Source organism: Herbiconiux flava (assembly GCF_013409865.1).
Classification (GTDB): Bacteria; Actinomycetota; Actinomycetes; order Actinomycetales; family Microbacteriaceae; genus Herbiconiux; species Herbiconiux flava.
In genome coordinates, this window is sequence record NZ_JACCBM010000001.1 from 2,264,663 (window position 1) to 2,291,577 (window position 26,915).

Annotated in this window: 29 protein-coding genes; 7 read left to right on the plus strand and 22 right to left on the minus strand. The window is 70.5% G+C overall.

The features are described from left to right. Positions 1-100: 100 nt before the first annotated feature. Together BJ984_RS10945 and BJ984_RS10950 are read right to left on the minus strand one after the other, a co-directional pair. Positions 101-772, minus strand: coding sequence for a Fic/DOC family protein (locus tag BJ984_RS10945; protein WP_179548044.1), 672 nt, complete (start codon positions 770-772; stop codon positions 101-103). Next, on the minus strand, positions 759-932 hold the full coding sequence (locus tag BJ984_RS10950) for an antitoxin VbhA family protein (RefSeq protein WP_179548045.1): 174 nt from the start codon (positions 930-932) through the stop codon (positions 759-761). Before BJ984_RS10950 ends, BJ984_RS10945 begins: the two co-directional genes overlap by 14 nt. Before the next feature lie 144 nt (positions 933-1,076). Between BJ984_RS10950 and BJ984_RS19105 the strand changes: the two genes are divergently transcribed. Further along, a complete protein-coding gene (locus tag BJ984_RS19105) occupies positions 1,077-2,204 on the plus strand; it encodes a DUF732 domain-containing protein (RefSeq protein WP_179548046.1) in 1,128 nt (375 codons plus the stop codon). On the opposite strand, the gene BJ984_RS10960 is transcribed toward BJ984_RS19105, so the two are convergent. After that, positions 2,167-3,387 carry a low temperature requirement protein A gene (locus BJ984_RS10960; RefSeq protein WP_179548047.1) on the minus strand — a complete coding sequence of 407 codons (1,221 nt, stop codon included), beginning with the start codon at positions 3,385-3,387 and terminating at the stop codon, positions 2,167-2,169. The two genes, BJ984_RS19105 and BJ984_RS10960, sit on opposite strands and share 38 nt — an antisense overlap. Further along, on the minus strand, positions 3,384-4,163 hold the full coding sequence (locus BJ984_RS10965; protein WP_179548048.1) for an SDR family NAD(P)-dependent oxidoreductase: 780 nt from the start codon (positions 4,161-4,163) through the stop codon (positions 3,384-3,386). Before BJ984_RS10965 ends, BJ984_RS10960 begins: the two co-directional genes overlap by 4 nt. Positions 4,164-4,285: 122 nt before the next feature. Between BJ984_RS10965 and BJ984_RS10970 the strand changes: the two genes are divergently transcribed. The 3 genes from BJ984_RS10970 (at position 4,286) to BJ984_RS10980 (ending at position 7,528) form a co-directional block, all read left to right on the plus strand. Continuing rightward, on the plus strand, positions 4,286-5,200 hold the full coding sequence (locus BJ984_RS10970) for an AraC family transcriptional regulator (protein ID WP_179548049.1): 915 nt from the start codon (positions 4,286-4,288) through the stop codon (positions 5,198-5,200). A 64-nt stretch (positions 5,201-5,264) separates the two neighbouring features. After that, positions 5,265-5,861: an RNA polymerase sigma factor gene (locus BJ984_RS10975; RefSeq protein ID WP_179548050.1), complete on the plus strand. Its 597-nt coding sequence runs from the start codon at positions 5,265-5,267 to the stop codon at positions 5,859-5,861. Beyond that, positions 5,858-7,528, plus strand: a complete 1,671-nt coding sequence (locus BJ984_RS10980; RefSeq protein ID WP_179548051.1) for a PQQ-binding-like beta-propeller repeat protein — start codon at positions 5,858-5,860, stop codon at positions 7,526-7,528. Before BJ984_RS10975 ends, BJ984_RS10980 begins: the two co-directional genes overlap by 4 nt. Positions 7,529-7,605: 77 nt before the next feature. Here BJ984_RS10980 and BJ984_RS10985 read toward each other — a convergent pair whose 3' ends face one another. From BJ984_RS10985 to sigJ, 4 genes are all read right to left on the minus strand, one after another. Continuing rightward, on the minus strand, positions 7,606-7,803 hold the full coding sequence (locus BJ984_RS10985) for a hypothetical protein (RefSeq protein ID WP_179548052.1): 198 nt from the start codon (positions 7,801-7,803) through the stop codon (positions 7,606-7,608). A 20-nt stretch (positions 7,804-7,823) separates the two neighbouring features. Continuing rightward, a complete protein-coding gene (locus tag BJ984_RS10990) occupies positions 7,824-8,573 on the minus strand; it encodes an SDR family oxidoreductase (protein ID WP_179548053.1) in 750 nt (249 codons plus the stop codon). Continuing rightward, positions 8,570-9,049 (minus strand): hypothetical protein, encoded by a 480-nt coding sequence (locus tag BJ984_RS10995; RefSeq protein ID WP_179548054.1) that lies wholly within the window; start codon positions 9,047-9,049, stop codon positions 8,570-8,572. Before BJ984_RS10995 ends, BJ984_RS10990 begins: the two co-directional genes overlap by 4 nt. A 139-nt stretch (positions 9,050-9,188) precedes the next feature. Continuing rightward, positions 9,189-10,094 carry an RNA polymerase sigma factor SigJ gene (gene sigJ, locus BJ984_RS11000; protein ID WP_271206598.1) on the minus strand — a complete coding sequence of 302 codons (906 nt, stop codon included), beginning with the start codon at positions 10,092-10,094 and terminating at the stop codon, positions 9,189-9,191. A 192-nt stretch (positions 10,095-10,286) separates the two neighbouring features. Between sigJ and BJ984_RS11005 the strand changes: the two genes are divergently transcribed. Continuing rightward, positions 10,287-12,017 carry a hypothetical protein gene (locus tag BJ984_RS11005; protein WP_179548055.1) on the plus strand — a complete coding sequence of 577 codons (1,731 nt, stop codon included), beginning with the start codon at positions 10,287-10,289 and terminating at the stop codon, positions 12,015-12,017. A 21-nt stretch (positions 12,018-12,038) separates the two neighbouring features. Here the strand turns inward: BJ984_RS11005 and BJ984_RS11010 are convergent, their stop codons facing one another. Both BJ984_RS11010 and BJ984_RS11015 read right to left on the minus strand, forming a co-directional pair. Next, positions 12,039-12,584 (minus strand): DUF6036 family nucleotidyltransferase, encoded by a 546-nt coding sequence (locus BJ984_RS11010; RefSeq protein ID WP_179548056.1) that lies wholly within the window; start codon positions 12,582-12,584, stop codon positions 12,039-12,041. Then, positions 12,581-13,183, minus strand: coding sequence for a helix-turn-helix domain-containing protein (locus tag BJ984_RS11015; RefSeq protein WP_179548057.1), 603 nt, complete (start codon positions 13,181-13,183; stop codon positions 12,581-12,583). Before BJ984_RS11015 ends, BJ984_RS11010 begins: the two co-directional genes overlap by 4 nt. Before the next feature lie 171 nt (positions 13,184-13,354). Between BJ984_RS11015 and BJ984_RS11020 the strand changes: the two genes are divergently transcribed. Beyond that, the gene (locus BJ984_RS11020) at positions 13,355-15,232 is read left to right on the plus strand and encodes a DUF4407 domain-containing protein (protein ID WP_179548058.1); all 1,878 of its coding nucleotides are present in this window, start codon (positions 13,355-13,357) and stop codon (positions 15,230-15,232) included. A gap of 50 nt (positions 15,233-15,282) precedes the next feature. Here the strand turns inward: BJ984_RS11020 and BJ984_RS11025 are convergent, their stop codons facing one another. Beyond that, a complete protein-coding gene (locus BJ984_RS11025; protein ID WP_179548059.1) occupies positions 15,283-16,236 on the minus strand; it encodes a fructose bisphosphate aldolase in 954 nt (317 codons plus the stop codon). A gap of 51 nt (positions 16,237-16,287) precedes the next feature. On the opposite strand from BJ984_RS11025, the gene BJ984_RS19110 reads away from it, so the two are divergent. After that, on the plus strand, positions 16,288-16,803 hold the full coding sequence (locus BJ984_RS19110) for an Lrp/AsnC family transcriptional regulator (protein WP_218870040.1): 516 nt from the start codon (positions 16,288-16,290) through the stop codon (positions 16,801-16,803). Here BJ984_RS19110 and BJ984_RS11035 read toward each other — a convergent pair. From BJ984_RS11035 to otnK, 11 genes are all read right to left on the minus strand, one after another. Further along, entirely contained in the window at positions 16,787-17,290 is a 504-nt protein-coding gene (locus tag BJ984_RS11035) for an Lrp/AsnC family transcriptional regulator (RefSeq protein WP_173180618.1), read from the minus strand. The genes BJ984_RS19110 and BJ984_RS11035 overlap by 17 nt on opposite strands. A gap of 36 nt (positions 17,291-17,326) precedes the next feature. Continuing rightward, the gene (locus BJ984_RS11040; RefSeq protein WP_179548060.1) at positions 17,327-18,112 is read right to left on the minus strand and encodes a 3-keto-5-aminohexanoate cleavage protein; all 786 of its coding nucleotides are present in this window, start codon (positions 18,110-18,112) and stop codon (positions 17,327-17,329) included. A gap of 83 nt (positions 18,113-18,195) precedes the next feature. After that, on the minus strand, positions 18,196-18,867 hold the full coding sequence (locus tag BJ984_RS11045; RefSeq protein ID WP_179548061.1) for an RraA family protein: 672 nt from the start codon (positions 18,865-18,867) through the stop codon (positions 18,196-18,198). A gap of 4 nt (positions 18,868-18,871) precedes the next feature. Further along, positions 18,872-19,684 carry a carbon-nitrogen hydrolase family protein gene (locus tag BJ984_RS11050; RefSeq protein WP_179548062.1) on the minus strand — a complete coding sequence of 271 codons (813 nt, stop codon included), beginning with the start codon at positions 19,682-19,684 and terminating at the stop codon, positions 18,872-18,874. After that, entirely contained in the window at positions 19,681-20,823 is a 1,143-nt protein-coding gene (locus BJ984_RS11055) for an ABC transporter ATP-binding protein (protein ID WP_179548063.1), read from the minus strand. The genes BJ984_RS11050 and BJ984_RS11055 overlap by 4 nt, the downstream gene beginning before the upstream one ends. Positions 20,824-20,854: 31 nt before the next feature. After that, entirely contained in the window at positions 20,855-21,928 is a 1,074-nt protein-coding gene (locus BJ984_RS11060) for an ABC transporter substrate-binding protein (RefSeq protein ID WP_179548064.1), read from the minus strand. A 97-nt stretch (positions 21,929-22,025) separates the two neighbouring features. After that, positions 22,026-22,814, minus strand: coding sequence for an ABC transporter permease (locus BJ984_RS11065; protein ID WP_179548065.1), 789 nt, complete (start codon positions 22,812-22,814; stop codon positions 22,026-22,028). Continuing rightward, entirely contained in the window at positions 22,814-23,752 is a 939-nt protein-coding gene (locus BJ984_RS11070) for an ABC transporter permease (RefSeq protein ID WP_271206597.1), read from the minus strand. Before BJ984_RS11070 ends, BJ984_RS11065 begins: the two co-directional genes overlap by 1 nt. A gap of 246 nt (positions 23,753-23,998) precedes the next feature. After that, a complete protein-coding gene (locus BJ984_RS11075; RefSeq protein ID WP_179548066.1) occupies positions 23,999-24,811 on the minus strand; it encodes a DeoR/GlpR family DNA-binding transcription regulator in 813 nt (270 codons plus the stop codon). 23 nt (positions 24,812-24,834) lie between these two features. After that, positions 24,835-25,536: a class II aldolase/adducin family protein gene (locus BJ984_RS11080; RefSeq protein ID WP_271206596.1), complete on the minus strand. Its 702-nt coding sequence runs from the start codon at positions 25,534-25,536 to the stop codon at positions 24,835-24,837. Continuing rightward, on the minus strand, positions 25,533-26,855 hold the full coding sequence (gene otnK, locus BJ984_RS11085; RefSeq protein ID WP_271206595.1) for a 3-oxo-tetronate kinase: 1,323 nt from the start codon (positions 26,853-26,855) through the stop codon (positions 25,533-25,535). The genes BJ984_RS11080 and otnK overlap by 4 nt, the downstream gene beginning before the upstream one ends. Positions 26,856-26,915: the final 60 nt, after the last annotated feature.

Here is a 26,915-nt window from a genome sequence, read left to right on the forward strand (position 1 = left end):
GCGCTTCACGGCGATCGAGCGCGCAGCGCCCGCCCGCCTCGTCACTGCGTCAGACGAGCATACTTCCGGCCGCTGAATCGGCCGCACGGGGCGGGTCCGCTCAGGTCCTCTCCGAGGGTGCGATCGAGAGCCGCTTGATTTCGGTCATCGCCCGATCGCGCTCGTGCGCATCCGCTCGAGTGACCACCTTGTCGAACATCGCGACGAGGGGCTCGAGGTCGTCGTCGTCGGATCCCGCACGAGCGGCCGCGTGATTCTCCTCGCCGTGGACCGGTCGCCAGTCGAGCTGCCAGCCGGCTTCGAGGGCGATGCGGTTCCAGAAGATCCGTTGCGTCCTGCCGTTGCCCTCTCTAAACGCGTGGATGTAGTTGATCTTCTCGTAGTGGAACGCGAGCCGCTGTATGAAATCGTCGCGCCCAAGCCTTTTCAGGTGCTGCTCCTCCGCCAGTTCGCCGAAGCAGATCTCAGCAGCGCGCTCGATGTAGCCGACCGGTAGGAAGAACTGTGCGCCTGGCACGTCTTTTCGAACATCGACCGAGCGGACTTGGCCGGCCCAGTCGAAGACGTCCTGGAACAGGTGCCGATGAATCGCCTTGAACTCGCGGAGATCATTCGTGGGCCTGACCGGATTGTCCAGCAGCTCTACCGCGCGAGCGAACGAGAGATCGGCCTCGGCTTCGGCCAGGTCGGTAGCGGTGACAGCCCCGACGAGGTTGCAGAGGACGGTTGAGCCGGGTATCAGGTACGGGTCGATGAAGTCAGGAGAGGCCATAACGGGCACGGACACGGTCGACGAGTTCGCTCGAGTCGATCACGCCGGCTACATACGAATCAGCATCAGCCCGGGTGCTGTCACTCACTGTCAGGCCCTCGATCTCGGCGCTGTGAATCGCCGCTTCGACTTGCTGTGCTCGCGTTTCAGTGATGGTCATCGAGATCCTCCTGATGAGCGATTCTATGTGTCGCGTCCGACATCCGGCGTGAGCATGACCCCCGAACTGGTGGAAGCGGTGGCAAAGCGATCGGCGGCAGGGTTGTATCCCGCTCAATGGTGAACAGATGTAGGAAAGCCGCTCGTGCCAGAACGATATGTAGTCGATCCGAAATCAGGCGAAGAGATCCTTCTGGCAGACGGTGAGTCGCCGACGGCGGGCCTCCGCCGCCGGCAGATCGAGAAGATCGAGGAAGCTCGTTCGGACCTGGCGAGGCGAGCGGCGACAGCTCGCGCAAAGCCACTCGCGGCGCAACCTCCGGGCACAGGGTCGACCAAAGCTGGCAAGCCGGTACAGACAGCAGATGAGGCCGCCGCTCGCTCACGTCGGATCAGACTAGGGCTCATCGCGGGTGGCGTGGTGTTGGTCCTCGGCATCGCCGCGATCGCCACGACCTCGGCGGTTTCCGCCGGCATCCGGGAACAGGAAGCTGCCGCTGCCGAGCAAGTGAGGATTGAGCGGTTGGCAGAGCAGGAGGCCGAGGATGCCGCGGCAGACAAGAAGGCAGAGGAGCAGGCGCTGGCTGATGCCCTAGCCAGCGGGCGAGAGCAACTCGACTCCTCACGTGACTTCGCGACCGCGTCGGCTGCCTATGCAACTGACGCGCAGAAGGCTGACCTCGAAGCGAGTCGCGCAGGCCTCGAGGAAGCGATGGATGCGAAGGTGAGGGCCGATATCGTTGTCGCACTGGAGAGTGTGAAGGCCAGCGTCAAGCTCATCGGCACGGCCGAGGAAGCTGCAGCCCGCCAAGCTGCCGAAGCGCAGAAAGGGGTGGACGATCAGTACCTCTTGGCCGCTCAAGCGGCCGGTGCCAGCGTGACCGATCGCGAATCCGCCCTTCGCAGTGCCCATTCGTACTGCGATTCGCTCACGTCCGGCGATCAGACGTTCGAGGTGCTCGTCGCGACCATTCACAGCCGTCAGAGGAACGACGCGGCGATCTCGTCCTACTGCCCGCAATTCGCTGATGCTGCCGGGGTCGCATCTCAGGTGTTCAGCATCGGCTCGAAGGTGGTGGGAGCTGACATAGCCGAGGGGACCTACACCACGTTGAAGAAGGGTGTGAAGGACTGCTATTGGGAGCGATCTGACGGTGGGGGAGAGATCATTGACAACAGCTTCATCAGCTTCGCGCCCGACGGCGTCTCGGTGACCGTGCACAACGGTGAAGGCTTCACGACGAGTGGCTGCGGTCTCTGGATCCTGCAGTGACTCCTCTGGGACCACGGCGGCCGGCGGCGGAGGGCGCGAATCGTTCGGCCGCGAAGAGCGCGATGAGGAGCGCCACCACGCCGGCCAGCGCAGCGAGTGGCGCGAGCATCCCGAGCACTGGAACGACGGCGACGAAGAGCGTCGCGATCGCCAAGCGCGCGACGTTCCAGGTGCCGAGCAGACGGCGGGCGAAGGCCGCGGTGCCGGCGAGGTAGCAGGCTGCTCCTCCGCCGAGGGCGGCGGCGCCGAAGAGGCCGAGGGGGTCGGGGGTCTCGATGTGGGCCATCGCGACCTCGAGGCCGAGCGCGGCGAGCACGATGCCGGCGACCAGGAGGAGGTGGAGATAGGTGTACGCGGCCGTTGCCGTTCGTCCGCGGTCGGTGGCGGGGACGACCAGGAGGGCGTGCTCGGCCTCGCCGCTCAGGCGGGTGAAGTAGGCCCACCAGAGGGCGATGCAGATCAGCATCGACAGGATGACGCCGCCGAGGATGCCGACGCTGATCGGCTCGGTCGCCGCCCCGGTGCCGATGCCGAGGATCGACTCGCCGAGGGCGAGGATGACGATCAGGCCGTGCCGCTCGGTGAAGTGGGCCGTCGAGCGCACGGGCCAGGCGACGCCGACGCTGGTCTTGGCCGAGACGATGGGCTCGATCGCGACGGCGGCGATCGTGAGCCAGAGCTGCCAGGTCCCGCCGAGGAGGGCGCCGACGACGAGCAGCGCTCCCGACGGGATGACGGAGAGCGTGACCGTGAGGAGGGTGCGCCGACGCAGTGACGGCTCGGCGAGCCAGACGAAGACGATCGCGTGGGTCATCCGGGCGACGAGGTAGGCGCCGACGAAGACGAGGGGGCCGACGAGGCCGTCGGGCGGGTCGTCGTAGGCCTCCAGCACCACGAGGCCGGCGACGAACATCGCCGTCATGCCGACGATCATCGCCACGCGCACCACGCCCCGGTCGGCGTGGGCGATGTTGGTGAGCCAGCCGTACGACGTCCAGGCCCACCACAGCAGCGCGAGGATGACCAGCGCCTGCAGGATGCCGAGCGCGTCGTGCTGCTGCGCCATCAGCCGGCTGAGCTGGGTGAAGGCGAACACGAAGGCGAGGTCGAAGAAGAGCTCGAGGGTGGTGACGCGGTCGCCTTCGCGGCTGGTGACGGCGGCAGTTGCGAACCGGGCGCTCACAGCGCGTAGCCGCCGGTCGCGAGGATGTCCTCGCCGGTGATCCAGGCCGAGTCGTCGGAGACCAGGAACGCGATGACCTTCCCGATGTCGGCCGGCTCGCCGATGCGGCCGAACGCGGTCTTGGCGGCGAGCCCGTCGATCACCTCGGGGAATCGCTCGAAGGCGTTGTCGCCGAGACGGGTGCGGGTCGGGCCGGGCGAGACCGAGTTCACGCGGATCGCCCGGCCGCTCAGCTCCTTCGCGAGGTAGCGGGTGGCGGTGGCGAGCCCGCCCTTCATCGCCGCGTACCCCGAGTAGCCGGGTTCGGTGTCGCCCGGCCGCACCGCGCTGCTGGAGGTGTTCACGATCGCGCCGCCGTGCTCGATCAGGGGCAGGAGGGCCTGGGTGAGGAAGTACGGGCCGCGCAGCAGCACGCGGTAGTAGGCGTCGAGGGCGTCCTCGGTCATCTCCTCGAAGGCCAGGCCGCCGCCGAAGCCGGCGTTGTTCACCAGGGCGTGGATGCTCGTAGCGCCCCATTCGCTGCTCAGCACCCTCGTGAGGGCGGTCGTAAACGCGGGGAAGGTGTCGGTGCGGCCGATGTCGAGGGGGAGCGCGACGGCGGTGCCGCCGGCCTCGCGGATCTCCTCGACGGTTCGCTCGGCACCCTCGGGGCGGGCGTTGTAGGTGACGACGACGCCCATTCCGCGGGCGGCGATCTCGATGGCGGCGCCGCGTCCGATGCCGGAGCTCGCTCCGGTGACGACGACGATCTTCTGGTTGCTGGTCTGTTCGCTCATACCTTCAGCCAAGCGCCGGCGGCTCGCTGCGGGTTAGGGGATTCCGCTCGACTCCTTGCACAGAACTGCTGCGCACGCCACAAATGGATGCCCTGAGCCGCCGTTGCTGCTTCACTCGTCTCATGTCGTTCGACGAGTTCCGCAGCCTCGTGGCGCAGCATGCCCCTGGCGGCATCACCCCGACCGCCATCCCCGGCGTGCTCGTGTCTCGGATGGACGACGGGGGCGCGCAGGACGAGTCCACGACCGGCACTATCCTCGCGATCGTGGCGCAGGGCACCAAGCGCATCTCCGTCGGAGGGACGGTGCACGACTACGGCGCAGGCCAGTACCTCGTCGCCTCGGTCGACCTCCCCGTTTCGGGGCACTTCACCGACGCTTCGCCTGACCATCCGGCGCTGGGCTTCGGCCTCGAGCTGCGCCCTCAGGTCATCGCCGAGCTGATGCTCACCGCAGCTGCGGCTGACTTCCCCCGGACGTCTCGGGGGCCATCGCCGTCGGCGATCGCCGTGGGGGACACCTCGCCTCGGCTGCTCGACGCCGTGCTCCGGATGCTCCGGCTGCTCGATCATCCCCGCGACATCCCGGTGCTCGCCCCGCTGATCGAGCGCGAGATCCTCTGGCTGATCATGTCGGGCGAGCAGGGCGCGACCGTGCGCCAGCTCGGCCTCGCCGACAGCAGCCTCAGCCGCGTGCGCCACGTCGTCCGCTGGATGCGGGAGCACTTCGCGGAGTCGCTCCGGGTCGACGACCTCGCGTCGCTCGCGCGGATGAGCCCCTCGGCGTTCCACCGGGCGTTCCACGCGGTGACGTCGATGAGCCCGATCCAGTACCAGAAGAGCATCCGCCTGCAGGAGGCCCGCCTGCGCCTGATCGCGGGCTCCGGCTCCGGCTCCGGCTCCGGCGACATCGGCGCGACTGCCTACGCGGTCGGCTACGACAGCCCCTCCCAGTTCAGCCGCGAATACCGCCGCGCCTTCGGCGCGTCCCCCACCCAAGACGCCGCCGCCCTCCGCGCCCCCGCCCGACGCCAGTAGTCCTCCTGCCGGATCTCGTCCCGGGAGAATGGAACACCTGCGGGGCGAGCGGACAGTAGAGGGTATGGGGACGGAAAAGCAGGAGGCGGCGACGTGGACGGCCGCATGCGCGGGCGACTCCGCGGCGTTCGCCTCGATCTACGATCTGCATCGGGATCGGGTGTTCGGTCAGGCGCTGAGACTGATGCGGGAGCCGCACGACGCGGAGGACGTGACGGCGCTCGTGTTCCTCGAGGCGTGGCGCAAGCGTGCATCCGTGCGGGTCGTCGACGGGTCGGTCGTGGCCTGGCTGCTGGTGGCGACGAACAACGTGGTGCGGAACCTCGAGCGCAGCAAGCGGCGGTATCGCGCCGCGCTGTCCCGGTTGCCCAAGCCGTCGTGGCAGGACGAGCAGCCCGACCATGCGGACTCGGTGGGGGAGCGGATCGACCGGGAGCAGCGCGACGCCCGGGTGCGCCAGGCGTTCGCCCGGCTGTCGAAATCGGACCAGGACGTGATCACCCTCTGCGTGATCGAAGGGCTGACGCAGACGCAGGCCGCCGCGGCGCTCGGCGTGCCCGACGGCACCGTGAAGTCGCGGCTGTCCCGGGCGAAGAAGCGCCTGGCCGAGCTGAACGAGGACGAGGACCAGGCCATGAGCACCGCAGGAGGTGGGAAGTGAACGAGTCACGATTCGATCCGGAGCGCAGTGCGGCGATCCGCAGCATGCTCATCCAGACGGTCGACGCCGAACCCGAGCGAGCCCGCCGGGTGCGCCTCCGCGTCGCGCTCGCGACGGTGCTCGCGGCGATCGGGTTGACGTTCGGTGGAACGGCGGTGGCAGTGGCGCTCTCGGGCGGAGCGCTCTTCACCGTCGGGGCACCCGCGCCGGTCGAGACGACGTCGGCGCCGGTGGCATCGACGCCCACCCCCACCGAGGTGAGCCGGCCCGAGCCGACCGCCCCGGCGCATCCGCTCGTCGTCACGGGCGACCGCATCCTGCCCCATGACCTCGTCTCGGCACCGGCCTCGTCACCCGCCTGGTCGATCGATCTTCCGGTGATCGGCGGGGTTCCCGGATGCTCGTACGACACGATCACTGACGTCGCGGACGGGTATGCGCTCGTGCAGCAGACCCTGATCGTGGGCGACACGACCCCTGCGGTGTGCGACTCGTCGGTCAACCGGATGGCCGTGACACTCGTGGACACGGCCGTCGGCTCGGTCGTGTGGAGTCGGGAGTGGAGTTGGGACCACACCGGGGTCGATTCGACCACCGCGCGCCTGCTGGGGACATCGGGGCGAGTGCTGGTGTGGGATCCGGCAGCCGGTGCGGGGCCGGCCGAGGTGCTCGATCTCGCCACCGGAGAGACCCTCGGGCCGGTGACCGTGCCGGAGGGATACGGTGTGGGCAATCTGAGTCTGGTGACGGGGGACTCCGGCGATGTGGTCTACCCGGCGCAACGGCTGGACGCCGAGAGTCAGCGGACGACGGCCTGGTCGATCAGGCGGGCGGATCCTTTGGACCTGGGGAACCCTCGGTGGTCGCACGAATTGGAGGCCGAGGAGGTGCTGGGCTATAACGCTCCCGGCAACTCCAGCTCGATCGTCGACGTGCCGTTTCATCGGAGCGGCGGACCATGGATCGACGACGTGCTCGACCTCGACACCGGCGCCGTGATGGCGTCAGGGGTGCCCGACCGCTCATATCTCTCCTTCGACGGGTTCACCCTGCGGGCGAGCGGGTACACCGAGCACTTCGTCCCCTCGGCCGTCGCGGGTATCGACGACGCCGGGAACGAGGTCTGGACGCGGGAGGACGCGACAGGGATATCCATCGTGCCGATCGACCTGCCGGGGCAAAAGCCTGCGGCGGTCGGCCTGAACGATGGCAGCGAAGTCGCCCTGTACACCGGTGACGGCCGGCTAGAACTCGTCGACGGCATCACCGGCGAGACGAAATGGGCCGTGGATGCCCCCGGGTGCGTGATCGACCCCGGCGCCTTCGATCGGAGTGCAGTGGCTCTCGAGTTGCAGCCGGACGGGGTGCTGTTCGACCCACGGAGGGGCTGCGCGTTCGACCACGAGACGGGGGCGTCCGTCGATCCCGGTGGGCGGCGCGAGGCGGACCTGGGTTCGGCCGTGGTCTACGAGCTCCGCGGAGGAGCGGGAACGGGCGGACGGAGCACGATCGATGGGGTGGTGCCGGGTTCCGGAACGGCCACGACTCTCGACGCGGTGACCGGGGAGGAGTTGTGGACACTCCCGATCGCGTCCGACGAGCGGTGGTGGTCGGCTGGCGGGTACATCGTCGGCACCTCGAACGGCCGGATGTTCGGGATCGGGTGACGGGGTGCGGCGGCGCGTTCGTGCCGTCGACCCAGCTCGTCCGCTGAGCCCGACGTCGTCTTCGAGCGGCCCTGCGGTCAGCGGCGGACGCCGCCGCGACGGATGCCCAGCACGATCAGCACTATGCCGATGACCGCGAGCGCCAGGCCGATGTAGAGCCACGTAGGGTCGCCCGTCATCGAGCTGCCCGGGATCAGGTTCGCACCCTGACCGGCGAAGACGCCCCCGATCACGAGCGCGACCACACCGACGATGACGAACCCGAGGCTTCTCATGCTCGTCACGCTACTCGTCTTTACCGGCGGGGGAGTTGCGCGATCCACTCGGCGAAGGTCTGCGTCCCCCGGTCAGCCGCGGGGCCCGCCAGGATCGTGCCGTCGCGGAGCGCCGTGCCGAAGCCGCCGGGCAGCGGGACCTCCACGATCGGGCCGCGACCGCCTGTCGCCGAGGCGTAGGCGCGCACCATGTCGGCCATCCGCAGTTCTTCGCGGCCTGCCAGATCGGTCGCGTGGCCGGAGGGGCCGGCCTCGGCGAGGTCGACGAGGCGTGCGGCGACTTCTCGGGCCGCGACCGGCTCGGAGTGCATCCGCGGCACCAGATTGATCGGGCCGAGCTTCACCTGGCCATAGATCTGCTGGGCGAACTCGTGGAACTGGGTGGCGCGCAGGATCGTCCACGGGACGGGCCCGGCGATCACGAGCTGCTCCTGCAGCGCCTTCCCCGCGTAGTAGCCGAGCGGCGCCCGGTCGCTGCCGACGATCGACAGGGCGAGGTGGTGGCGCACGCCGGCGGCCCGGGACGCCGCGAGGAGGTTCGTGGTGACGGCGCCGAAGAAGGCCCGCGAGACCGTGGCCGACTGCGTGCCGACCGACGCGGCATCCACCACCACGTCGACCCCGGCCAGCGCGGGCGCGAGGCCGGCGCCCGACGTGAGGTCGACCCCGGTCGAGCGGGCGAGCACCACCACGTCGTGACCCCGGCCGCGGGCCGCGTCGACGATGTGGCGGCCGACGGTTCCGGTTCCTCCGGCGACGGCCATCATCATGAGGGTGATCCTTCCAGAGTGACGGCGTGCGAATCGGCAGGCGCGGTGCGGGTGTGCGCGCGAGAGCGAGGTCGGGAGCGCGCCGGAAACAGCAACGGCACGGGCAGCACCACCGTCAGCGCCAGCGAGATCGGCTCCACCACCGCGTCGACCGCGTCGAGCCCGTGCAGGTGCAGCAGGTGATAGAAGAGGTGCGGCGCCGAGAACACGATCCACGCGACGCCCACCGCCCGCATCGCCGTGACGCTCGTCGACAGAGCCGCGACGACTCCGGCACCGGCCAGCGCCAGGTACATCGCCCCCACGTCGCGGATGAGGTGCTCGTTGAAGGGCCCGTCCGCGAGGATCCACTGTCCGAGCATCCCGTCGGCCACCCCGTCGGGGAAGGTCGCGTACCACTGGGCGGGCCAGATCATCGACCAGCCACCGATCGCCGCAGCCAGCGCGGTCAGCACCCACAGGATTGCCCGGCGCATCCGGAATTTCGGTGATGGTGAACCGATGCCGATCGGCTCGGGTCTGTCGGGAGCGAGGATGTCCATGGTCCGCCTTTCGTGCGGGCAGCACCGTGTGCACCGCCCACCCAGTGAGACGAGACAGGGGGTGCGAATGTGATCAGGCGCGGGCGAAGGTGCGGAGCTTGTCGGGGGTCATGGTGAACCAGAGGTCGGTGATGACGCCGTCCTTCACGTCGAAGCTGACCACCCCTGCGACCACGGCGCCCTGCCGGAACACCATCGCCATGCGCCCGTTGACCGTGTCGAACGACCCCATCAGCCCGCTCGGCTTCGACAGGATGCCCAGCACGAACCGCGCCACGCGATCCGCGCCGTAGATCGGCCGCAGCGCCGCCCGCACCTTGCCGCCGCCGTCGACGCGCATCTCCACCGCCGGGTCGAGCAGGCGCAGCAGCTCGGCGAGCTCGCCCGTGCGGCAGGCCGCCCAGAACTCCTTCACCACCGCCGTGTGCGTCTCGACGGGTGCCTCGCGCCGCCGCCGCTCGGCCACGTGCTTCCGGGCGGTGGACGCGAGCTTCCGCGCCGCCTGCGGAGTGCGTCCGACGATCTCGGCGATCTCGTCGAACGGCACCGCGAACACGTCGTGCAGCACGAACGCCACCCGCTCGGCCGGCGAGAGCGACTCGAGCACGACCAGCAGCGCCATCGTCACCGAGTCGTCGAGCAGCACCTGGTCGAGCGGGTCGGATGCTCGGCCCACCGGCTCCGGCAGCCACTCCCCGGTGTACTGCTCCCGGCGGTGGCGCGCCGAACCGAGCACGTCGAGGCAGACGTTGCTCGCGACGCGGGTGAGCCAGGCCTGCGGCGAACGGATGCCCGTGCGCTCGTTCTCGGGGAGGCGGAACCAGCGAGCGTAGGTCTCCTGCACGGCGTCCTCGGCGTCGGCGGTGGTGCCGAGCATCCGGAAGGCCAGGTTGAGGAGGTGGCGGCGCTCGGCGAGGGCCGCGGTGTCAGCTGCGGTGTCGGGTGCGGCAGTATCGGCGGCTGCGGCCTCGTTGCTCACCGGGCTCCTTCGGTCGTCGTGGGGTCGGGCAGCGCCACGCTATCGCGGGTCGGGCGTCGTCGGTGGGGTTGCCGGTGTCGGTGTCGGTGTCGGTGTCGTTGCCGTCGCCGGTGCCGGTGCCGGTGCCGTTGCCGGCCTGCGCCTGCGCCCGCTCCAGGGAACGTGGATGCGCGTGCGGTAGTTTCGCTGATCGTGTCGGAGCGTGAGGGTCAGGAGCAGGTCGTGTCGCGGGCCGCGGGCATCCGCGTGCGCGAGGTCGATCTGGGTGGGCGCGCCCCGATCGGCAGCGGGGCCGCGACCGAGGTGCTCCGGCTCGACAGCTTCACCGTGCCCGGCCATCAGGGCGGTGTCGCGTTCGTGCGGGTGCGCGACGGGAAGGCTCCGGAGTGGGACTCGGCCGTGCTCTCGCGACTCGTCGCCCTGCGCTGGGCGCTCGACGCGCGCGAGCGCGGGATGCTCGACGCCGTCGCCGCGTGGCCGTTGGCCGTCGTCGAGGGGGACGGCGGCGGGGTGGTGGGGTGTCTCGTGCCGTTGGCCGCACATCCGTTCTATTACGTGCCCGCCGACGACCCCGAGCACCGCAAGGTCACGCAGAACGCGAAGTGGCTGATCAGCGCGCCGAAGCGGGCTCGGCGGGCGGGGGCCGCGGCCGTGCCCGAGCGGGACGTCGTCGCCCGCGCCACCGTGCTCGCCCGTGTCAGCCTGCTGCTCGAGGTGCTGCACCGGAACGGCGTCGTCTTCGGCGACCTGTCGGAGCGGTCGGTGCTGTTCGGGGCGGGCGAGGTCGCGTCGGCGTTCGTGGTGGGCTGCGAGGGCGCCGCGTTCGCGGGCGAGGGTGTGCTGCAGCGCAACAGCGCGGGGTGGGCGGCGCCGTCGGCTTCGTCTGACTTCGACCTGTCGCGGGAGCCGTCGGTGCAGAGCGTCGAGACCGACCGGTACAAGCTCGGCCTGCTCGTGCTGCGGGTGCTCGCCCCGGCCGGCGACGGGCTCGACCGCAGCCGTGACGCGTCGCGAGCCGCCGGTGTGCTCGACGAACCGGGCCAGCGGATGCTCGACCGCGCCCTCGGCGACGACCCCGCCGCCCGCCCCACCGCCGCCGACTGGTATGGCTACCTGCGCGGGCTGGTGGCTTCACAGCTCGCCGCGCCGGTGATCCGGGGCGTGTCGGTGAGCCCTTCCCTGGTGGCCGAGGGCGACGAGGTGCGGCTGACCGTCGAGGTCGACGGCGCGCGGGAGGTGGTGATCGAGATGCCCGGGCGGGCGGACATCCGCCGCGAGGTCGCAGGACGCCTCGTGACCGAGCGCTTCACGGCCCGCCAGAGCGGCCGCATCGGCGTGCGCGCCTCGAACGCGCACGGCTCGGCCGCGGCGCTGAACGACGTGGTGCGGGTGCTGCCCATCCCGACCCCGGCGCGCATCGCCGTCGCGTCGCCGTCGGTGCCGGCGGCCCTCGGCGTGCTCCCCGACCTCGCCTCCCTCGAGGCGGCCATGGGCATCTCCCTCCCGCCGGGCAACCCGCGCTCGTCCGCCGCCACTACCCGTTCTTCCGCCCGTGATGACTCCACCCGGCCCGTGGGTACCTCCACGGCCGACAGCTCTGCGACGACCGCGAGCGCCACTACCGCCGGATCCACCCCGCCCGACGTCTCCCCGTTCGACCGCGTCGCCGCGCTCCGCGCGCGCCTCGAGGCCGACGCCCTCCCGCTCCACGACATCCTCCGCATCGGCATCGAGGCCGAACGCGCCTCCCGCGAACCCCTCTTCCCCACCGTCGAGCACTTCCTGGCCGACGTCGACCTCCCGAACGCAACCGACATCGACCCTCAGAAGCTCCCGAACGACGAGCCCGAGCACCCACCGCAGGCCGAACGCCGAGAGCCCGCCCCGGATGAACACCGAGAGCCCGCCCCGGACGAACGGTAGTCGGAGCGCCGATGCCGGCGGTCAGCGCGCGAGCCGGATCATCTCTGCCGCCTGGAGGCGGACGCTCTCGCGGCTGTCGGTCAGCGTGACGCCGTCCTCGCCGAAGATCTCGAACGCGAGGTCGACGATCTCGTCGGGGTCGGTGATGCCGAGATGCCGGATGAGTGCGACGATGTCGTCGCGATCCTTCAGCCGCCCCGCCGCCATCTTCATCGCCAGCAGGAAACGCGGCGATGCGAGACGGATGCTCATCCCGTCGATCTCCAGCGAGCTCGCCTCGGCGTCCTCCATCTCGAAGTTCATGAAGGCGAACGCCCGCTGGTTGATCCAGTGCTCGGGCAGACCGTGATCGCGTGCCATGAGCCGGGCCTCCTCCTCGACCACGCCGGCGGGCCGGAAGACCCCGTCGATGTCCTCGGTGGAGCGACGCGAGCCGAGGCCGATCGCCATCGCTGCCCCACCGACGAGATAGGCGTCGACCGATTGCCCGCGCCGCTTGATGCGCTCGCCGAGCTCGTCCAGGAGGGCGCGGAGTTCATCTGCGGTGAACAGCCTCGACGCACTCATGCCGACGCCAGGTCGCGCGCCCTCACCACGATGCCCTTCTCCAGGAATGCGGGCTCCGCGGCGGCTCTGAGGTAGGCGATGTACTCATCCGAGTGCTCGGTGTCGGGCCCCGGTACCCAGTCGGAGGTGAGGGGTGGTCGATCGGTCCAGGTCGGCGGAGTGATCCCACGCTCGCCGGCGTCCCAGGCGACGGCCGTGGCGAGCAGCGTGTCCCAGCGCTCGTCACCGATCGGCTCGGGTTCTTCGAGGAAGTCGGCGATCTCGTTCTCCGACCGCGCCTGCCGGAAGTGATCGATCGCCTGCGACGTCAGGCGCAGTGCGGCCGACGGGTCCGCTGAGCGCAGCTCGGCACCGATGGCCTCGGCTGCCGACCGGGCGCTGAGCAGGTGGCGATCGGCCATCGTCGCCGGTGAGGTCGACGTCGTCAGTCGCTCGCCGAGGGCCTCGAGGGCCCGCTCGAGCGATGAAAGCTTGATCGTGCCGGCGCGCTCGGACCGCTCCAGCTGGGAGACGGCCCCCGCCGTGACCCCGAGGCGTTCGGCCAGCCCGTAGATGGACAGGCCGAGTCGTCGGCGGGCCGATCGGATCAGCTCGGACATGGATCCTCCTTGTATAGCTGCAACTATACATCCGCCGAGGGTTCAGGCGCGTGCCAGGGAACGCCGAGGCGGGTGGGGTAGTTTCGCTCCTCGTGTTCGGCGGCGGCCGGAGTGCCGTGCGTGCATCCGCTCGTCGTGGGGCACGTCACCCACCCGAAAGGTCGTCGCGCAATGGCTCGTCGTTACAACTCGAACCCCGTCTCGAACTTCATGTCGTGGCTGGGTGGCGCTCGGCTCGACGTGCTGCAGGATGCGCCGGGCGACCGCGCGCGGTTCGTCGCGATGGGCGGCGTGATCCTGAGCACGGCGTTCCTGTCGGCGGTGTCGGCGGCGTTCGCGCTGGTGATGGCCGTCGGGGCGCCGATCGTCGTGGCGGTGATCGTGGGGATCTTCTGGGGTCTGATCATCCTGAACCTCGACCGGCTGCTGATCATCGGCATGGCCAAGCAGAAGGGCGTCTGGCGCAACCTCGCGCTCGCGATGCCCCGTGTGGCGCTCGCGCTGATCATCGGCACGGTCATCTCGACGCCGCTGACACTGCAGATCTTCCAGGCGGAGATCAACTCGGAGATCCAGGTGATGCAGGCCGAGGACAAGTCCGCCTTCGAGGAGCGGATGGCGAACGACCCGCGATTCGCCGCCATCCCGTCGCTCGAGGAGTCGATCGCCGCGAACCAGGCGATCGTCGACAAGGGGCTGCAGACCGACCTCTCGTCCGACCCGAACTACGCCGCTGCCGTGGCGGCGACCGCGGCGGCGCAGGCCGCGTACGACCAGGCGCAGGCCGCGTACCTCGCCGAGATCGACGGCAGCGGGGGCACGGGCGTGCGCGGCGACGGGCCCGTGACGGCGTCGAAGCAGGCGGCGCTCGACGCCGCGTCGGCCCGGTTGCAGGCGGCTCAGGATGCTCAGGCCGCCGCCGAGACCGCGGCCTCGTCGAACCTCGAGGCGTCGGCGCAGAGCCGGCTCGAGGCGGCGACCTCGCAGCTCGCCGCGGACAAGGCGACCCTCGCGACGGCGCAGGACCAGCGCAGCGCCGAGCAGGCCGCCTATGACAACGCCGTCGACAACAGTGCGGGGCTGCTCTCGCGGCTCGAGGCGCTGTTCCGGCTGGGGGAGGCGAACCCGCTGCTGAACGTGGCGCACATCATGATCGCGCTGCTGTTCATCTGCATCGAGCTGCTGCCGGTGATCGTGAAGACGCTCGCGAACCTCGGCGGGCCGACGGCGTACGACCGGCTCGTGGACGTGCGCGAGGACGGCGAGGTCTCCGGCGGATCGGTCTGGGCGTCCAAGCGCGCCGAGGCGATCGAGGTCGAGGCCGGCGTGCAGGTGTCGGTCGCGGCCGACCGGGCCGAGCGGCAGGTCGAGTTCGGGCGGCGCGTGAACCAGGCGGTGCTCGAGCAGCAGGAGGCCGTGATCTCGCGGGCCCTCGAGGTGTGGGGGCGGTACGCGGGTGAGCGGGCCGAGGCTCGGATGGGGGAGTGGGAGCGATCGCTCGAGGCGTCGGAGGGTGCGGGCGCTGGTGGTACTGGTGCTGGCGTGCTCGGTGCAGGCGCGGCGACTTCCGCTGGAAGCGGTGCTCCCGGTGTGCTCGATGCCGGTGCGGCAGCGGCAGCGTCTGCTCAGGTGGCCGGCCGGCCCGAGGTCGGGTCTGCGGCTGCGGCGACCGGTCGCGACCAGCGGTCCCCGGTGGCGGATGCTCGGCGGAACGGCGCGTGGTGGCGCGGTCTCAGCGGCCGCGACTCCGCGGCGGCGAAGGTCGAGGCGGCCCGCGAGGCCGAGGCGCGTGATCTGGCCTTCGACGACGCCGCCGAGCTGGAGGCGCTGTTCGGCGACACCGGCGTCACCGAGCGGATCGACACCGGCCGTGACGCCGCCGAGCGCCTCGACACCGGGCGCCCGGATGCCGATCGGCTCGAGACCGAGCGCATCGACAGCTACGCCGGTCGCGCATCCGCTCGCGACGACACCGAGACGAAGCCCCTGCCGCAGAACAGCGACCGCGCCGCCTACCTGCGCCGCGCCGGCCTGCCCGAGGACTTCTAGGCCGAGGAGCCTGACCGGCGCGGCCGGCAGCCCGGGTGCGACCGGCAGAGCTAGGCCGACCCCGACCCCGACCCCGACCCCGAGCCCGCGCCCGTGCCCGCGCCCGGTGCGACCGACGCGTCGTAGATCGCCTGGATCGCCGCGTCGAGCGTGGTGTCGAACTCCGCGTCGCTCTGGCTGACCGACAGCCCCTCGGTCAGCGCCCGGCTGAAGCTCGCGATCTCGCCGACGTCCTCGGTGAGCAGCGCGTCGGCCTCCGCGCGCGAGTACCCGCCCGACAGCGCCACGACCCGCATGACCCGCGGATGCTCGACCAGCGGCCGATACAGATTCGGAACCGTCGGCAGCGAGAGCTTGACCATCACGCGCCGATCCGCGGGCAGCCGGTCGAGCTGCTCGACGAGCTGCGCCAGCAGCAGCTCCTCGGCGGCCGCCTTGTCGTCGATCGTGATCGTCACCTCCGGCTCGAGGATCGGCACCAGCCCGTGCGCCAGCACCTGCTCCGCGACTTCGAACTGCTGCGCCACGACCGCCGCGATCCCCGACGCCCACGCGGCTCCGATCACCGACCGCGCCTTCGTCCCGAAGATCCCGTGCCGCACCGCGCTCTCGAGCAGCGCATCCAGCCCGGAGATCGGCTTCATCAGCTGCACGCCGTCGGCGGCATCCGCGAGCCCCTGGTCGATCTTGAGGAACGGCACGACCCCTTTCACGTGCCACAGGTACGCCGCCGCCGGCCGGTCGCCGAACGACCGCTCCATCGTCTCCTCGAACAGGATCGCGGCGAGCACCCGGTCGCCCGTGAACGCCGGGGACATCACGATGCGCGTGCGCATCCGGTGGATCAGATCGAACATCTCGGCCTCGCCCGAGTACGAGCCCTCCTCGATGCCGTAGAGCGCGAGCGCCTTGGGTGTCGACCCGCCGCTCTGGTCGAGGGCGGTGATGAAGCCCTTGCCCGAGGTCATCCGTTCGGCCTGCACCTGCGTCACGTCGTCCACCATGCGCCGAGCCTATGTCTCCGGCCCGACGGTGCCTAGTGACAGAATGGGGCCGTGGAGCTCGAGGCCATCGACGTGATCGATCGCAAGATCATCGATCAGCTGCGCCTCGACGGCCGGCGCTCGTTCGGCCAGATCGCCCGCTACGTCGGGCTCACCGAGGGCAGCGTGCGGCAGCGCTACAACCGGCTGCTCGCCCTCGGCGTGGTGCAGGTCGTCGGCATGCCGAACAGTCCGCGCATGGGCTACGTCGAGGCGCACCTCTCGATCCGCGTGCGGGGCGCGACCGTCGAATCGGTGGCGAAGGCGCTGGCCGCGCTGCCGCAGGTGAAGTACGTCGGCGCCTGCATCGGCTCCTTCGACCTGAGTGCGGATGTGCGCTGCGCCGATCAGGCCGAGATGAACCGTCTGCTCACCGACACCGTGCGGTCGATCATGGGCATCGACGTGCTCGAGACGGCGGCCGTGCTCGAGGTGATCAAGGACGAGTACGTCTGGTCGGGCTTCCGGGAGCCGGTGGGGCGTCCGACCCGGCCGCATCCGGCCAGCGGCATCACGCGGGGGGCGTAGGAGCCGCGCCCACCGAGCCGCCGACGGCGCGTTCGCCCGACTGGTCGCGCAGCCCGTTCCAGGAGTAGTCCTTGAACAGCCGCGTCAGCACGAACTGATCGATCTTCGCGACGCCCGGCGTGCGGCGGATGTCGTCGAGCAGATCGGCCAGCTGCCCCAGGTCGCGCGGGGTCGCCTCGAGGTAGATGTCGTGCGCCCCCGAGGTGAGTGCCACGTGACCGATCATCGGCAGCGAGGTCAGCGACTTCGCGACGTTCCGTGGCGTCACACCGTGCACGCCGAGCAGCAGCCGCACCGACTGGTGACCGAGCGTGAGCGGGTTGCAGAGGGCGACGATGCGCAGCGTGCCGTTCGAGGTGAGCCGCTGGATGCGCGCCCGCACGGTCGCCTCCGAGACGCCGACGATGCCGGCGATGTCGGTGTAGGCGCGCCGGCCGTCCTCGCCGAGGAGCTCGACGAGCCGCCGATCCAGGTCATCCGCCGCCATGTGCCGATTATCCCCGAGGACGGCCCGCCGGTCGACTCAGACGCCGAGCGGCCGAGCCGAAGGAGCCGACGAGGCCGGCGAGGCCGACGAGAGCGACAGCGAGCCCTCCAGCGCGCGGGCGAGCGTCACCATCGCCGCGTTGTCGGGCGCCACCGACCCGTCGTCGAGCACGAGCATGTCCTCGAACCCCACGCGCACCTCGGCGCCGTCCTCGATCGCCGCCCGCACCACGGGCCAGGCCGTGCCGTCGTAGCCGTGGTACAGCAGCGGCGCGGTCACGCCACCGGCACGCAGAGCGGCCGCGATGGCGCGAGCGTGCGCCACGGCGTCGTCGGCCGACTCGTCCTCGGGCTCGATCAGGATGCGCACGTTCTCGCGCAGCGTCGGCGATGCCAGCAGGGCCGGAACCTCGTCGAGGTGCCACACCGCGCTCTCGAGCACCATCCCGCGCTCGACGACGAGCGCCGCGGCCTCGGCGGCGCCCTCCTCCGAGAAGGCGACCGAGGCGAAGTCGGGCAGCGCATCGGCCGGCCAGGCGGCGAGGTGGGCCATCCGCTCCTCATGCCCCGAGCAGGTCCAGAGCCCTGTCGTGGTGCCGACGACGATCGCCGGGTCGACGGCCCGCACGGCGCGCACCATCGAGGCCACCGCGTCGGGGGCGATGCTCTGCCCGCCGTCGGCCGTGCGCACGTGCGCGTGCACGACGTCGGCTCCGGCGGCCACCGCGGCGGCGGCGGCCGCGGCGATCTCGGTGTCGGTGAGGGGGATGGCGGGGTGCTCGTCGCGCCCGCGCCCTCCGTTGATGGCGGCCTTGATCAGCATGGTGCTCCGTGTCCAGATGGCAGAGGTGGCAGAGGTGACAGGGGTGTCAGCGGCGAGGGGGTCTGGGGCGGGGTCGGGCGGGTTCAGGATGCGCCGAAGCCGGCCACGGCCTCGCTCGCGCCCGTGAGGTCGCCGAGTCGCGCACCGCCGCGCAGCTCCGCCACGAGCTCGGGCTCCTCGGCGTCGTCGGCCAGCGCCGTGTCGACGATCGCCTCGACGACCGCGACGGACGCGAAGAAGACGCCGTTGCGGTCGGCGAGCACGACGTCGCCCGGGTTCACCGTGACCCCGCCGCAGACGACGGGCACGTTCATCCCGCCGGCATCCAGGGACAGCAGCTTCGTGGTGAGCACGCTCGAGCCGCGGGCGTAGACGGGCAGCCCGAACGGCTCGACCTCGTCGAGGTCGGTGACGACGCCGTCGACGATCACCCCGGCGGCCCCGCGGATGGACAGCGTCGCGGCGAGCACCTCCCCGACGGGCGCGTGGCGGGTGTCGCCACCGGTGTCGATGACGAACACGTCGCCCGGCTCGCACCAGCCTGCGGCGTGGTGCAGCACGGTGGAGTCCTGGCCGGTGATGCGCACGGTGACGGCGCGCCCGACGACTCGGGCGGTGCCGGTGAGGCGGCGGATGCCGAAGTCGGCGAACCCCTCCTCCAGGTAGTGGCCGAGCGTCGGAAATGACACTCGGGACAGCTTGGAGAGGAGCTCGGCGGGCAGCGGTGCGGGCGCGGGGCCGGCGATGAACGGCATGGGGCTACTCCTGGACGGTGACGGTCGAGACGAGGCGGCGGTTGGCCAGTGCGGGCAAAATCTCCCGCACCTCGGCGGTGCGGTCGAGCGAGATGCGCACCACGGCTACCCCGGCGGCGATCGGCCCGAGTCCGGCGCGCTCGACGCCGAGCGGGTCGAGCACCAGGCTGTTGCCGATGCACTCCGGCGACGACGAGGATGCCGCCAGCACCCAGCAGGTGTTCTCGATCGCGCGGGCCTTGAGCAGCGTCGACCAGTGCTCCTCCTTGCGCGCGCCCGCCACCCAGGCGGCCGAGACCGAGAGCACGTCGGCACCACGGGCCACGAGGTCGCGGCTCAGCTCGGGGAAGCGGATATCATAGCAGTTCACCAGGCCGATGGCGACGCCCTCGATCATCACTACGGGAGGCACCTCGGTGCCTCCGGTGACGTAGTCGCTCTCGCGGTACGAGAAGGCGTCGTAGAGGTGCAGCTTGCGGTAGCTCTCGACGAGCTCGCCGCGCGGGTTCACCACGACGAGGGTGTTGAACGGCCGGTCGGTGCCGGTCGGCTCGTAGCCGCCGGCGATGATCCACACCTCGTTCGAGACGGCCAGCAGCGACAGCTCGGCGAGGAAGCGGGGCCACTCGGCCTCGACGACCGCGCCGAGGGAGCCCGGCACGTCGCCCGCGAGCAGCATCGACTCCTCAGGCAGCACGACGAGCCGGGCGCCACCGGCCGCCGCCTCGGCGACGAGGGCGGCGATGGCCCCGCGGTTGGCGGCGGCGTCGACGGTGGGCGCCAGCTGCGCGACGGCGGCGACGAGGGACGGGTTCATGCGGAGACCTCGATGGGGGAGGGGACGGAGGAGACGGGGGTGCCGTCCGCGGGCAGCACCCGGGCATCCGAGGAGGCCCAGCTGAGCTGCACGGGGGAGCCGTCGGCGATCGCGCCGAGGGCGGCCGCGGTGGCCCCGCTCGGCACCGACACGGTCATCACCGCGTCGGAGGCGAGCCGCACGTGGAACGTCCACTCGTCGCCGAGGAAGACCCGCTCGACGAGGGTGCCCAGAAGGGCGCCCGCAGGCGCAGCGGCCGACCCGGGCGACATGGTCACGCGCTCGGGACGGATGGCGAGGGTCACGCCCGAGCCCGGTCGAGCATCCGCGGGCACCGAGGCCGGCAGCGCACCCAGGCCGGGCACGACGACGCCGGTGCCCGCCGCGTCCACGACCCCGTCGAGCACGTTGCAGCTGCCGATGAAGGTCGCGACGAAGCGCGAGGCGGGGGCGTCGTAGATCTCGGTGGGGCTCGCGACCTGCAGCACCCGGCCCTCGCTCATCACCGCGATGCGGTCGCTCATGGTGAGCGCCTCCTCCTGGTCATGCGTGACGTAGATGAAGGTGATGCCGACCTCGCGCTGCATGCGCTTGAGCTCGAACTGCATCTCCTTGCGGAGCTTCTGGTCGAGGGCGCCGAGCGGTTCGTCGAGCAGCACGACCGCGGGGCGTCCGACGACGGCGCGGGCGAGGGCGACGCGTTGACGCTGGCCTCCGGAGAGCTCGGCGGGCTTGCGCTCGGCGAAGGCCTCGAGGCGAACGAGGGCGAGAGCATCCTGGACCCGGCCGTCGATCTCGCGCTTCGGGGTGCGGCGCACCCGCAGCTCGAAGGCCACGTTCTCGTAGACCGAGAGGTGGGGGAACAGCGCGTAGCTCTGGAACAGCATGTTGAGGTCGCGCGACTTGGTCGGAACGCTGTCGACGTTCGTCCCGTCGAGCTCCACCGAGCCGCCGGTGGGCGTCTCGAAGCCGGTGATCATGCGCATCAGCGTGGTCTTGCCGCATCCGGACGGGCCGAGGATGCTGAAGAACTCGTTGCGGCCGATCTCGAGGTCGAGCGGCTCCACGACCTGATTGGCTCCGAAGCTCTTGGTGAGGCCGGTCAGCTTCACCGCCGGCGACTCGGTGGTCTCGTTCATGACTGCTGTTCCTTCGGGAGGGGTGCGGAGCCTAGGAGGCGCGGACGCGGGTCCAGCCGTCCTGGAAGAACGCCAGGGCGTCTCCCGGGTCGACGATGAACTCGGAGTTCTGCAGGGACTCGGCCGGTGCGTAGATGGCGGGGTTCTCCACCTGCGACTGGTCGGCGACGAGCGGGAGAGCGGCCTCGTTGGTGGAGGCGAGCGAGGCGTCGTCGGTCACGAGCGCGGCGACCTCGGGGCGGAGGGTGTAGTTCAGCCACTGGTAGGCGGCGTCCTCGTTCGCGGTGCCCTTGACGATCGAGAAGCTGTCGGTCCAGAGGGTGCCGCCCTCCTCGGGGATGATGTACTTCACGTCGGGGTTGTTCTCGACCGCGGTGGCCGAGGTGGTGCCCGAGTAGGCCTCCGCGATGCAGGCGTCACCGGTGCCGACGAGGTCGGCGTAGTTCGTGCTGTTGTAGCCGCCGAGGAGCGCCTTCTGCTCGAGCAGCGAGTCGGTCGCGGTCTCGATGTCGGCCTCGTCGGTCGTCGTGGCGCTCAGCCCGTTCACCTGGAGACCGGCGATGTAGGCCGAGAGCATGTTGTCGAGCATGTAGACCTTGCCCGAGTAGGCGGGGTTCCACATGTCCTTCCAGCCGGTCACGGGTGCACCGGTGCAGGCCTCGTTGTACAGGATGCCCGTGGTGCCCCAGGCCCACGGGATCGAGTGCTCGTTGCCGGGGTCGAACGAGGGGTCGACGAACTTCTCGGCCAGGTTGTCGAAGCCCTCGAGCTTCGACTGGTCGATCGGCGCGACCAGGTCGCGCTCGACCATCAGCTGCACGGCGTACTGGCTGGGCTCGACGACGTCGTAGCCCGAGTTGCCCGCGGCGAGCTTGGAGATCATCGTCTCGTTGCTGTCGAAGGTGTCGACGGTGACCGTGATGCCGGTCTCCTCCTCGAAGCCCGAGATGACCGAGTCGGGGATCTCGCCCGCCCAGGCGTAGATCGACAGCGAGCCGTCGCCGGCCGCTCCCGAGGAGGAGGCGTCGCCGCCGGCGGAACAGCCGGCGAGCACGGTGGCCGAGGCCAGCGTCAGGGCGCCGAGCGCCAGGACCTTCTTGTTCATGTGGGTGTCTTTTCGTGAGGGGTCGGATGGTGCAGGAGGGTGGGTGGTGCGGTGGTGCGGTCTGATGTGGGCCGGTCCGGCTCGGGGCCGCGCCGGCTCAAGGAGTGGTGGTGGGGCCCGCCAGGATGCGGCGCATCTGCGAGACGCCGACGGCGAGGATGACGCCGAGGGTGGCCACGACCAGCAGCGTGCCGAGCGCGTTCAGCTCGGGGGTGAGGCCGGTGCGCAGGGTCGAGTAGATGCGGAGCGGCAGCGTGGTGGTGCCGACGCCCGCGGTGAACGTCGAGATGACGATGTTCGAGAACGAGGTGGTGAAGCTGAGCAGGAAGGCCGCCAGGATGCTCGGCCTCAGCAGCGGGAACAGCACCCGCCGGAACGTCACCCACGGTGACGCGCCCAGATCGGTGGCCGCCTCGGAGAGGCTCGGGTCGAGCGAGCTCATCGCCCCCATCAGCACGAGCGTCGCGAGCGGCAGCGTGATCACGACGTGACCCAGCACCAGCGTCAGCAGTCCGGTCGGGATGCCCGCCGTGCTGAACACGGTCAGCAGCGACACCCCGAGCACGATCTCGGGCACGATCAGCGGGATCAGGATGGCGCCGACGAAGAACGCGCGGCCCTTCACCCGGAACCGCACTAGGGCGAAGGCGGTGAGGAAGCCGATCACGGTGGCGAGCAGCGCGGCGATCAGCCCCACGACCGCGCTCGTGCGGAGCGCCTCGAGCAGCATCCGGTCGGCGAACAGCTCGGCGTACCAGCGGAAGGTGAAGCCGTCGAAGCGGTAGCTGACCTCGGAGGAGTTGAAGGAGTAGACGATCAGCGCCGCGATCGGCAGGTAGAGGAAGACGAAGACCGCTCGGGCGATCCAGGAGGTGAGGCGATCCATCACGCGGCCTTTCGGGTGGCGGTGGTTCGGGCGGCGCCGGTCGCGGCGGCACCCGTGCGTGTGGCGCGGTTGCGGCGGGCGCCGTTCCGCAGCAGCAGCCCCGCCCCGGCGACCGAGGCGAGCATCAGGATGAGCACGACCATCGACAGCGCGGCCCCCAGCGGCTCGTTGCGGAACTCGGTGAACAGCGTGACGATCAGGTTGCCGACCAGAGGGTCCTTGCCGCCGCCGAGCAGCACCGGGATGACGAAGACGCCGAGCGTGGGAACGAAGGTCAGCATCACCGCCGAGGCGAGTCCCGAGGCCGACAGCGGCAGGAAGACGCGAGCGTGGGTCTGCCACCAGCCGGCGCCGAGGTCGGCCGCCGCCTCCTTCAGGCTCGGGTCGATCGAGCGCATCGAGGCGTAGATCGGGAACACCGCCACCGGGAGGAACGCGTAGAGGAGGGACAGGGTCACGGCCAGCTGCGAGGGCACGAGCGATTGCGCATCCACCCCGAACGCCCTGAGTAGCGAGATGAACGGGCCGCCCGAGCCGAGCAGCGTGATCCACGCGAAGGTGCGGACGAGGAAGTCGGTGAGGAACGGGATGATCACGAGCACGAGCAGCACCGGCTGCAGCGAGGCGCGGCGGGTGGCGATGTAGTAGGCCACGATGTAGCCGACGACGGTGCAGACGACCGCGTTCAGCAGCGCCATGCCGAGGCTGTAACCGAGCGTCTTCAGGTACACCGGGTCGATCAGCTTCGCGTAGTTGTCGAGGGTGAATCCACCGAGGTTGCCGCCCAGAGGGTCGCTGATCGCAAAGCTGTCGCGGGCGATGACGAGCATCGGCACGATCACGAGCAGCACGATCACGGCGAGGGCGGGCAGCAGCATGAGGCAGCCGGCGGCCGACGGCGCGATGCGGCCCCGGCGGGCTGATCTCGATGCGTTCACGGTTCGTTCCTCGGATGTTCGGCGGCAGTATCGACGGGACCGGCAGTCTCATCGTTTGACGTCCATCCTGCGATACCCGGCGAGCCGGTCTCGCGGGGAGTGCCTCGAAATCCGTCGGCGCCGTGTTTCGTGTCGACGCATTTCGCAGTGGCCGCCGAAACACGGGGGCTGCCGCCCCGGGATTCCGGGCCCCGTGATGGCGGAGATTCGCAGGCGGTCACGAATCGACGGCCGGGTGATGAGGAGTCAGCCGGTGGCGCGGCGTGCGGTCGGCCCGGCCAGAATCACGGAGACGCCCTGGTCCCGGATGCCCGCAGCCACCGGTTCGCTGAGGCCGGCGTCGGTGATGATCATGTCGACGTCGTCGAGACCGAAGATCCGGTATCGGCCGAAGCTGCCGTATTTGGAGGAACCCGCCACGAGCACCGACTCGGAGGACACGGCGATCGCTGTCTTCTTCAGCTCGACCTTCGACTCGGCGGGCGTGGTCACGCCACGGTGCAGATCCCACGAGCTCGAGGAGAGGAAGGCGATGTCGACCGACAGCTCTCGGAGCGCCAGCGCGGCGAGCCGACCGACGGTCGACTGGTTCGCCTTCTCGACGCGGCCGCCCAGAGCGATGATGTCGGCGGTCGGGTGGTCGAGGAACGACCCGACGACTGCGAGGTCGTTCGACACGACCGTGAGGTCGGCCAGCGAATCGAGGTATGGGCGCATGGCCTGAATGGTGGTGCCGGCGTCGAGGAACACCGTCATGCCGTCTTGCACGAGCCGGGCGGCCTCGGCGGCCATCGCATCCTTCTCGAGCAGGTCGCGCGTCGACTTCTCCAACCGCGACGGCTCGACGGACAGGCGTGAGGAGATCTTCGCGCCGCCGGGAGTGGCGAGCACGCGGCCGGCCGACTCGAGGGCGGCGATGTCGCGGCGGATGGTCATCTGGCTCACGCCGAGCAGCGCGGTGAGCTGGTGATAGCTCATCACCGACTCCCGGCGCAGGTGCTTCACGATCAGTTCGCGACGCTGCTCGGGGATCAGCGGCGTCTCATCCGGATCGGACACGTCACCTCCTCGACCCGACCAGCTTAGGGGGTCGACCGAACGGCGGCGGCGGTCCACGGAGTTCCCCACTTCCGGCTCAGCGCCGCGATGTCGGCCTCGGGCAGCAGGCGACGGGCACGCCCGTCGGTGAGCAGGGCGATCCGGCACGCCTCCTCGAGTTCGATGGCGGCTTCGACGGCCCGATCCGGGTCGAGGGCGCTGACGATCTGTCCGTGGTTGGCGAGAACCGCCGCGTGGAAGGGCAGGTCGCGCTCGAGCACCAGTTCTCCGAGCTCGGGGCTGCCGGGCACCCGGAACGGGATGAGCGGCGCCTGGCCGACGCGCATGACGAAGTAGGGCGTCAGCGGGGGCACCGCGGAGTTGTCGCTCCAGGGCTCGAGGCAGGAGAGCGCGACGGCGTTGGGGGAATGCACGTGCACCACAGCGGTGTGCTCGGGGTTCTTGGCGTAGAACGCGAGGTGCAGCGACGTCTCCTTCGACGCCCGGGGCCCGTCGAGGTGGCGGCCGGAGCGATCGAGCACGGCCACGTCGTCGCGCGTGAGGCGGCCGAGGTCGGTGCCGGTGCCGGTCGCGTAGATCAGATCTTCGTGCACGATGCTCACGTTGCCGCTCGAGCCCGGGCTGACGCCGGCCGCCGAGATGCGGGCGCCCATGGTCATCACCACGTCGACCGGGGCCCGGCGGCCGATGGTCGGGGGAGTGGAGAGCGCGGATGCGTCGGTCACGAGAGAACCTTCCAGGCGGTGGTGAAGAGGTCGTCGGCGCCGAAGTTCCCCGACTTGAGGGCGAGGGCGACGGTCGGGGGGTGCGCGCGGGCGGCAGCGCCCGCGGCAGACCGAGCGGACACGTCCTCGGTGTCCGCGAGCGCCCAGCAGACGCCCGGGGCGAGCTGGGGACCGATCAGCAGGCGGCGACATCCGAGCGCGGTGGCGACGGCGCCCGAGGTCTCGCCCCCCGCCACCACGATGCGCCGCACACCGAGACGGTGCACCGCCTCGTGCGCGATGCGGGCGAGGACGCGCTCGACGGCGGCGGCCGGGTCGGCCGTGGAACGCGCATCCGTCGCCCTGATGTCGTCGAGCGTCGCCACCGAGTAGATCACCGGGAGGGAGTCGTCGGCGAGACCCGCGAGCCAGGAGAGGGTGTCGGTGAGCAGACCATCCGGGTCGGCCAGGGCGCGGTCGATGTCGAGCTTGAAGCCCTGGGCGCCGGCCGCGAGGGCGTTCGCTATTTGAGCGCGGGTCTTCGCCGAGGCGCTGCCGCACAGCACGAGGCGACGGCCGTCCGGTGCCTCGAAGGGCTGGGCGGCGGGATCGTGGTCGCCCTGCATCCCGAAGGCGAGCCCGGCGCTGCCCGAGAGCACTCGCCAGTCGGCGGTGGCCGCATGGATCGTCGCCAGGTCGTCGTCGGTGACGGCGTCGACCACCGCGTAGGCGGACGCCGACTCCTCGAGCGCCGAACGAACCTGCTCGGGCCCCTGTCGCACGATCTCGAGCGAAACCTCGCTGATCGAACGAGGCGTCTGAGGGGCCAGGATGTCGGCCACCCTCGACTCGGTCATGGGAGTGAGCGGGTGGTGCCGCATGGGGGAGTCGCTCAGCAGCTCGCCCTCGACGAAGAGTCGCCCTTGGCGCACGGTTCGCCCGTTGTCGGGGAACGAGGGGACGACGACGGTTCGGGTGGCACCGACCTCGTCGAGCACCGCGTCGAGGATCGGGCCGATGTTGCCGGTGCGGGTGGAGTCGAAGGTGGAGCAGTACTTGACGAAGTACTGCTCGGGCTGGAGCTCCGACAACTTCTGGATGGCTGCGAGTGACCGGTCGACGGCCTCGCGAACGGGCGCGGTGCGGGTCTTGAGGGCGACGATGACGGCGTCGAGTCCGTCGGCTTCTCCGGCTCGGGGCACCGCGTCGGGGTCGAGTGCCACCGCCACGCGGAAGCCCCTCTCTCTCAGCGATGTCGCGAGGTCGGTGGCGCCGGTGAAGTCGTCGGCGATGGCACCCAGGCGCAGCACGGCGTCCTCCTCTTCGAGCTGTCTGAACACGATGCCGTCATTCCATCACATGTGAATCGGTGTTGCAAAGTTTGAAAATTTGATCACGCA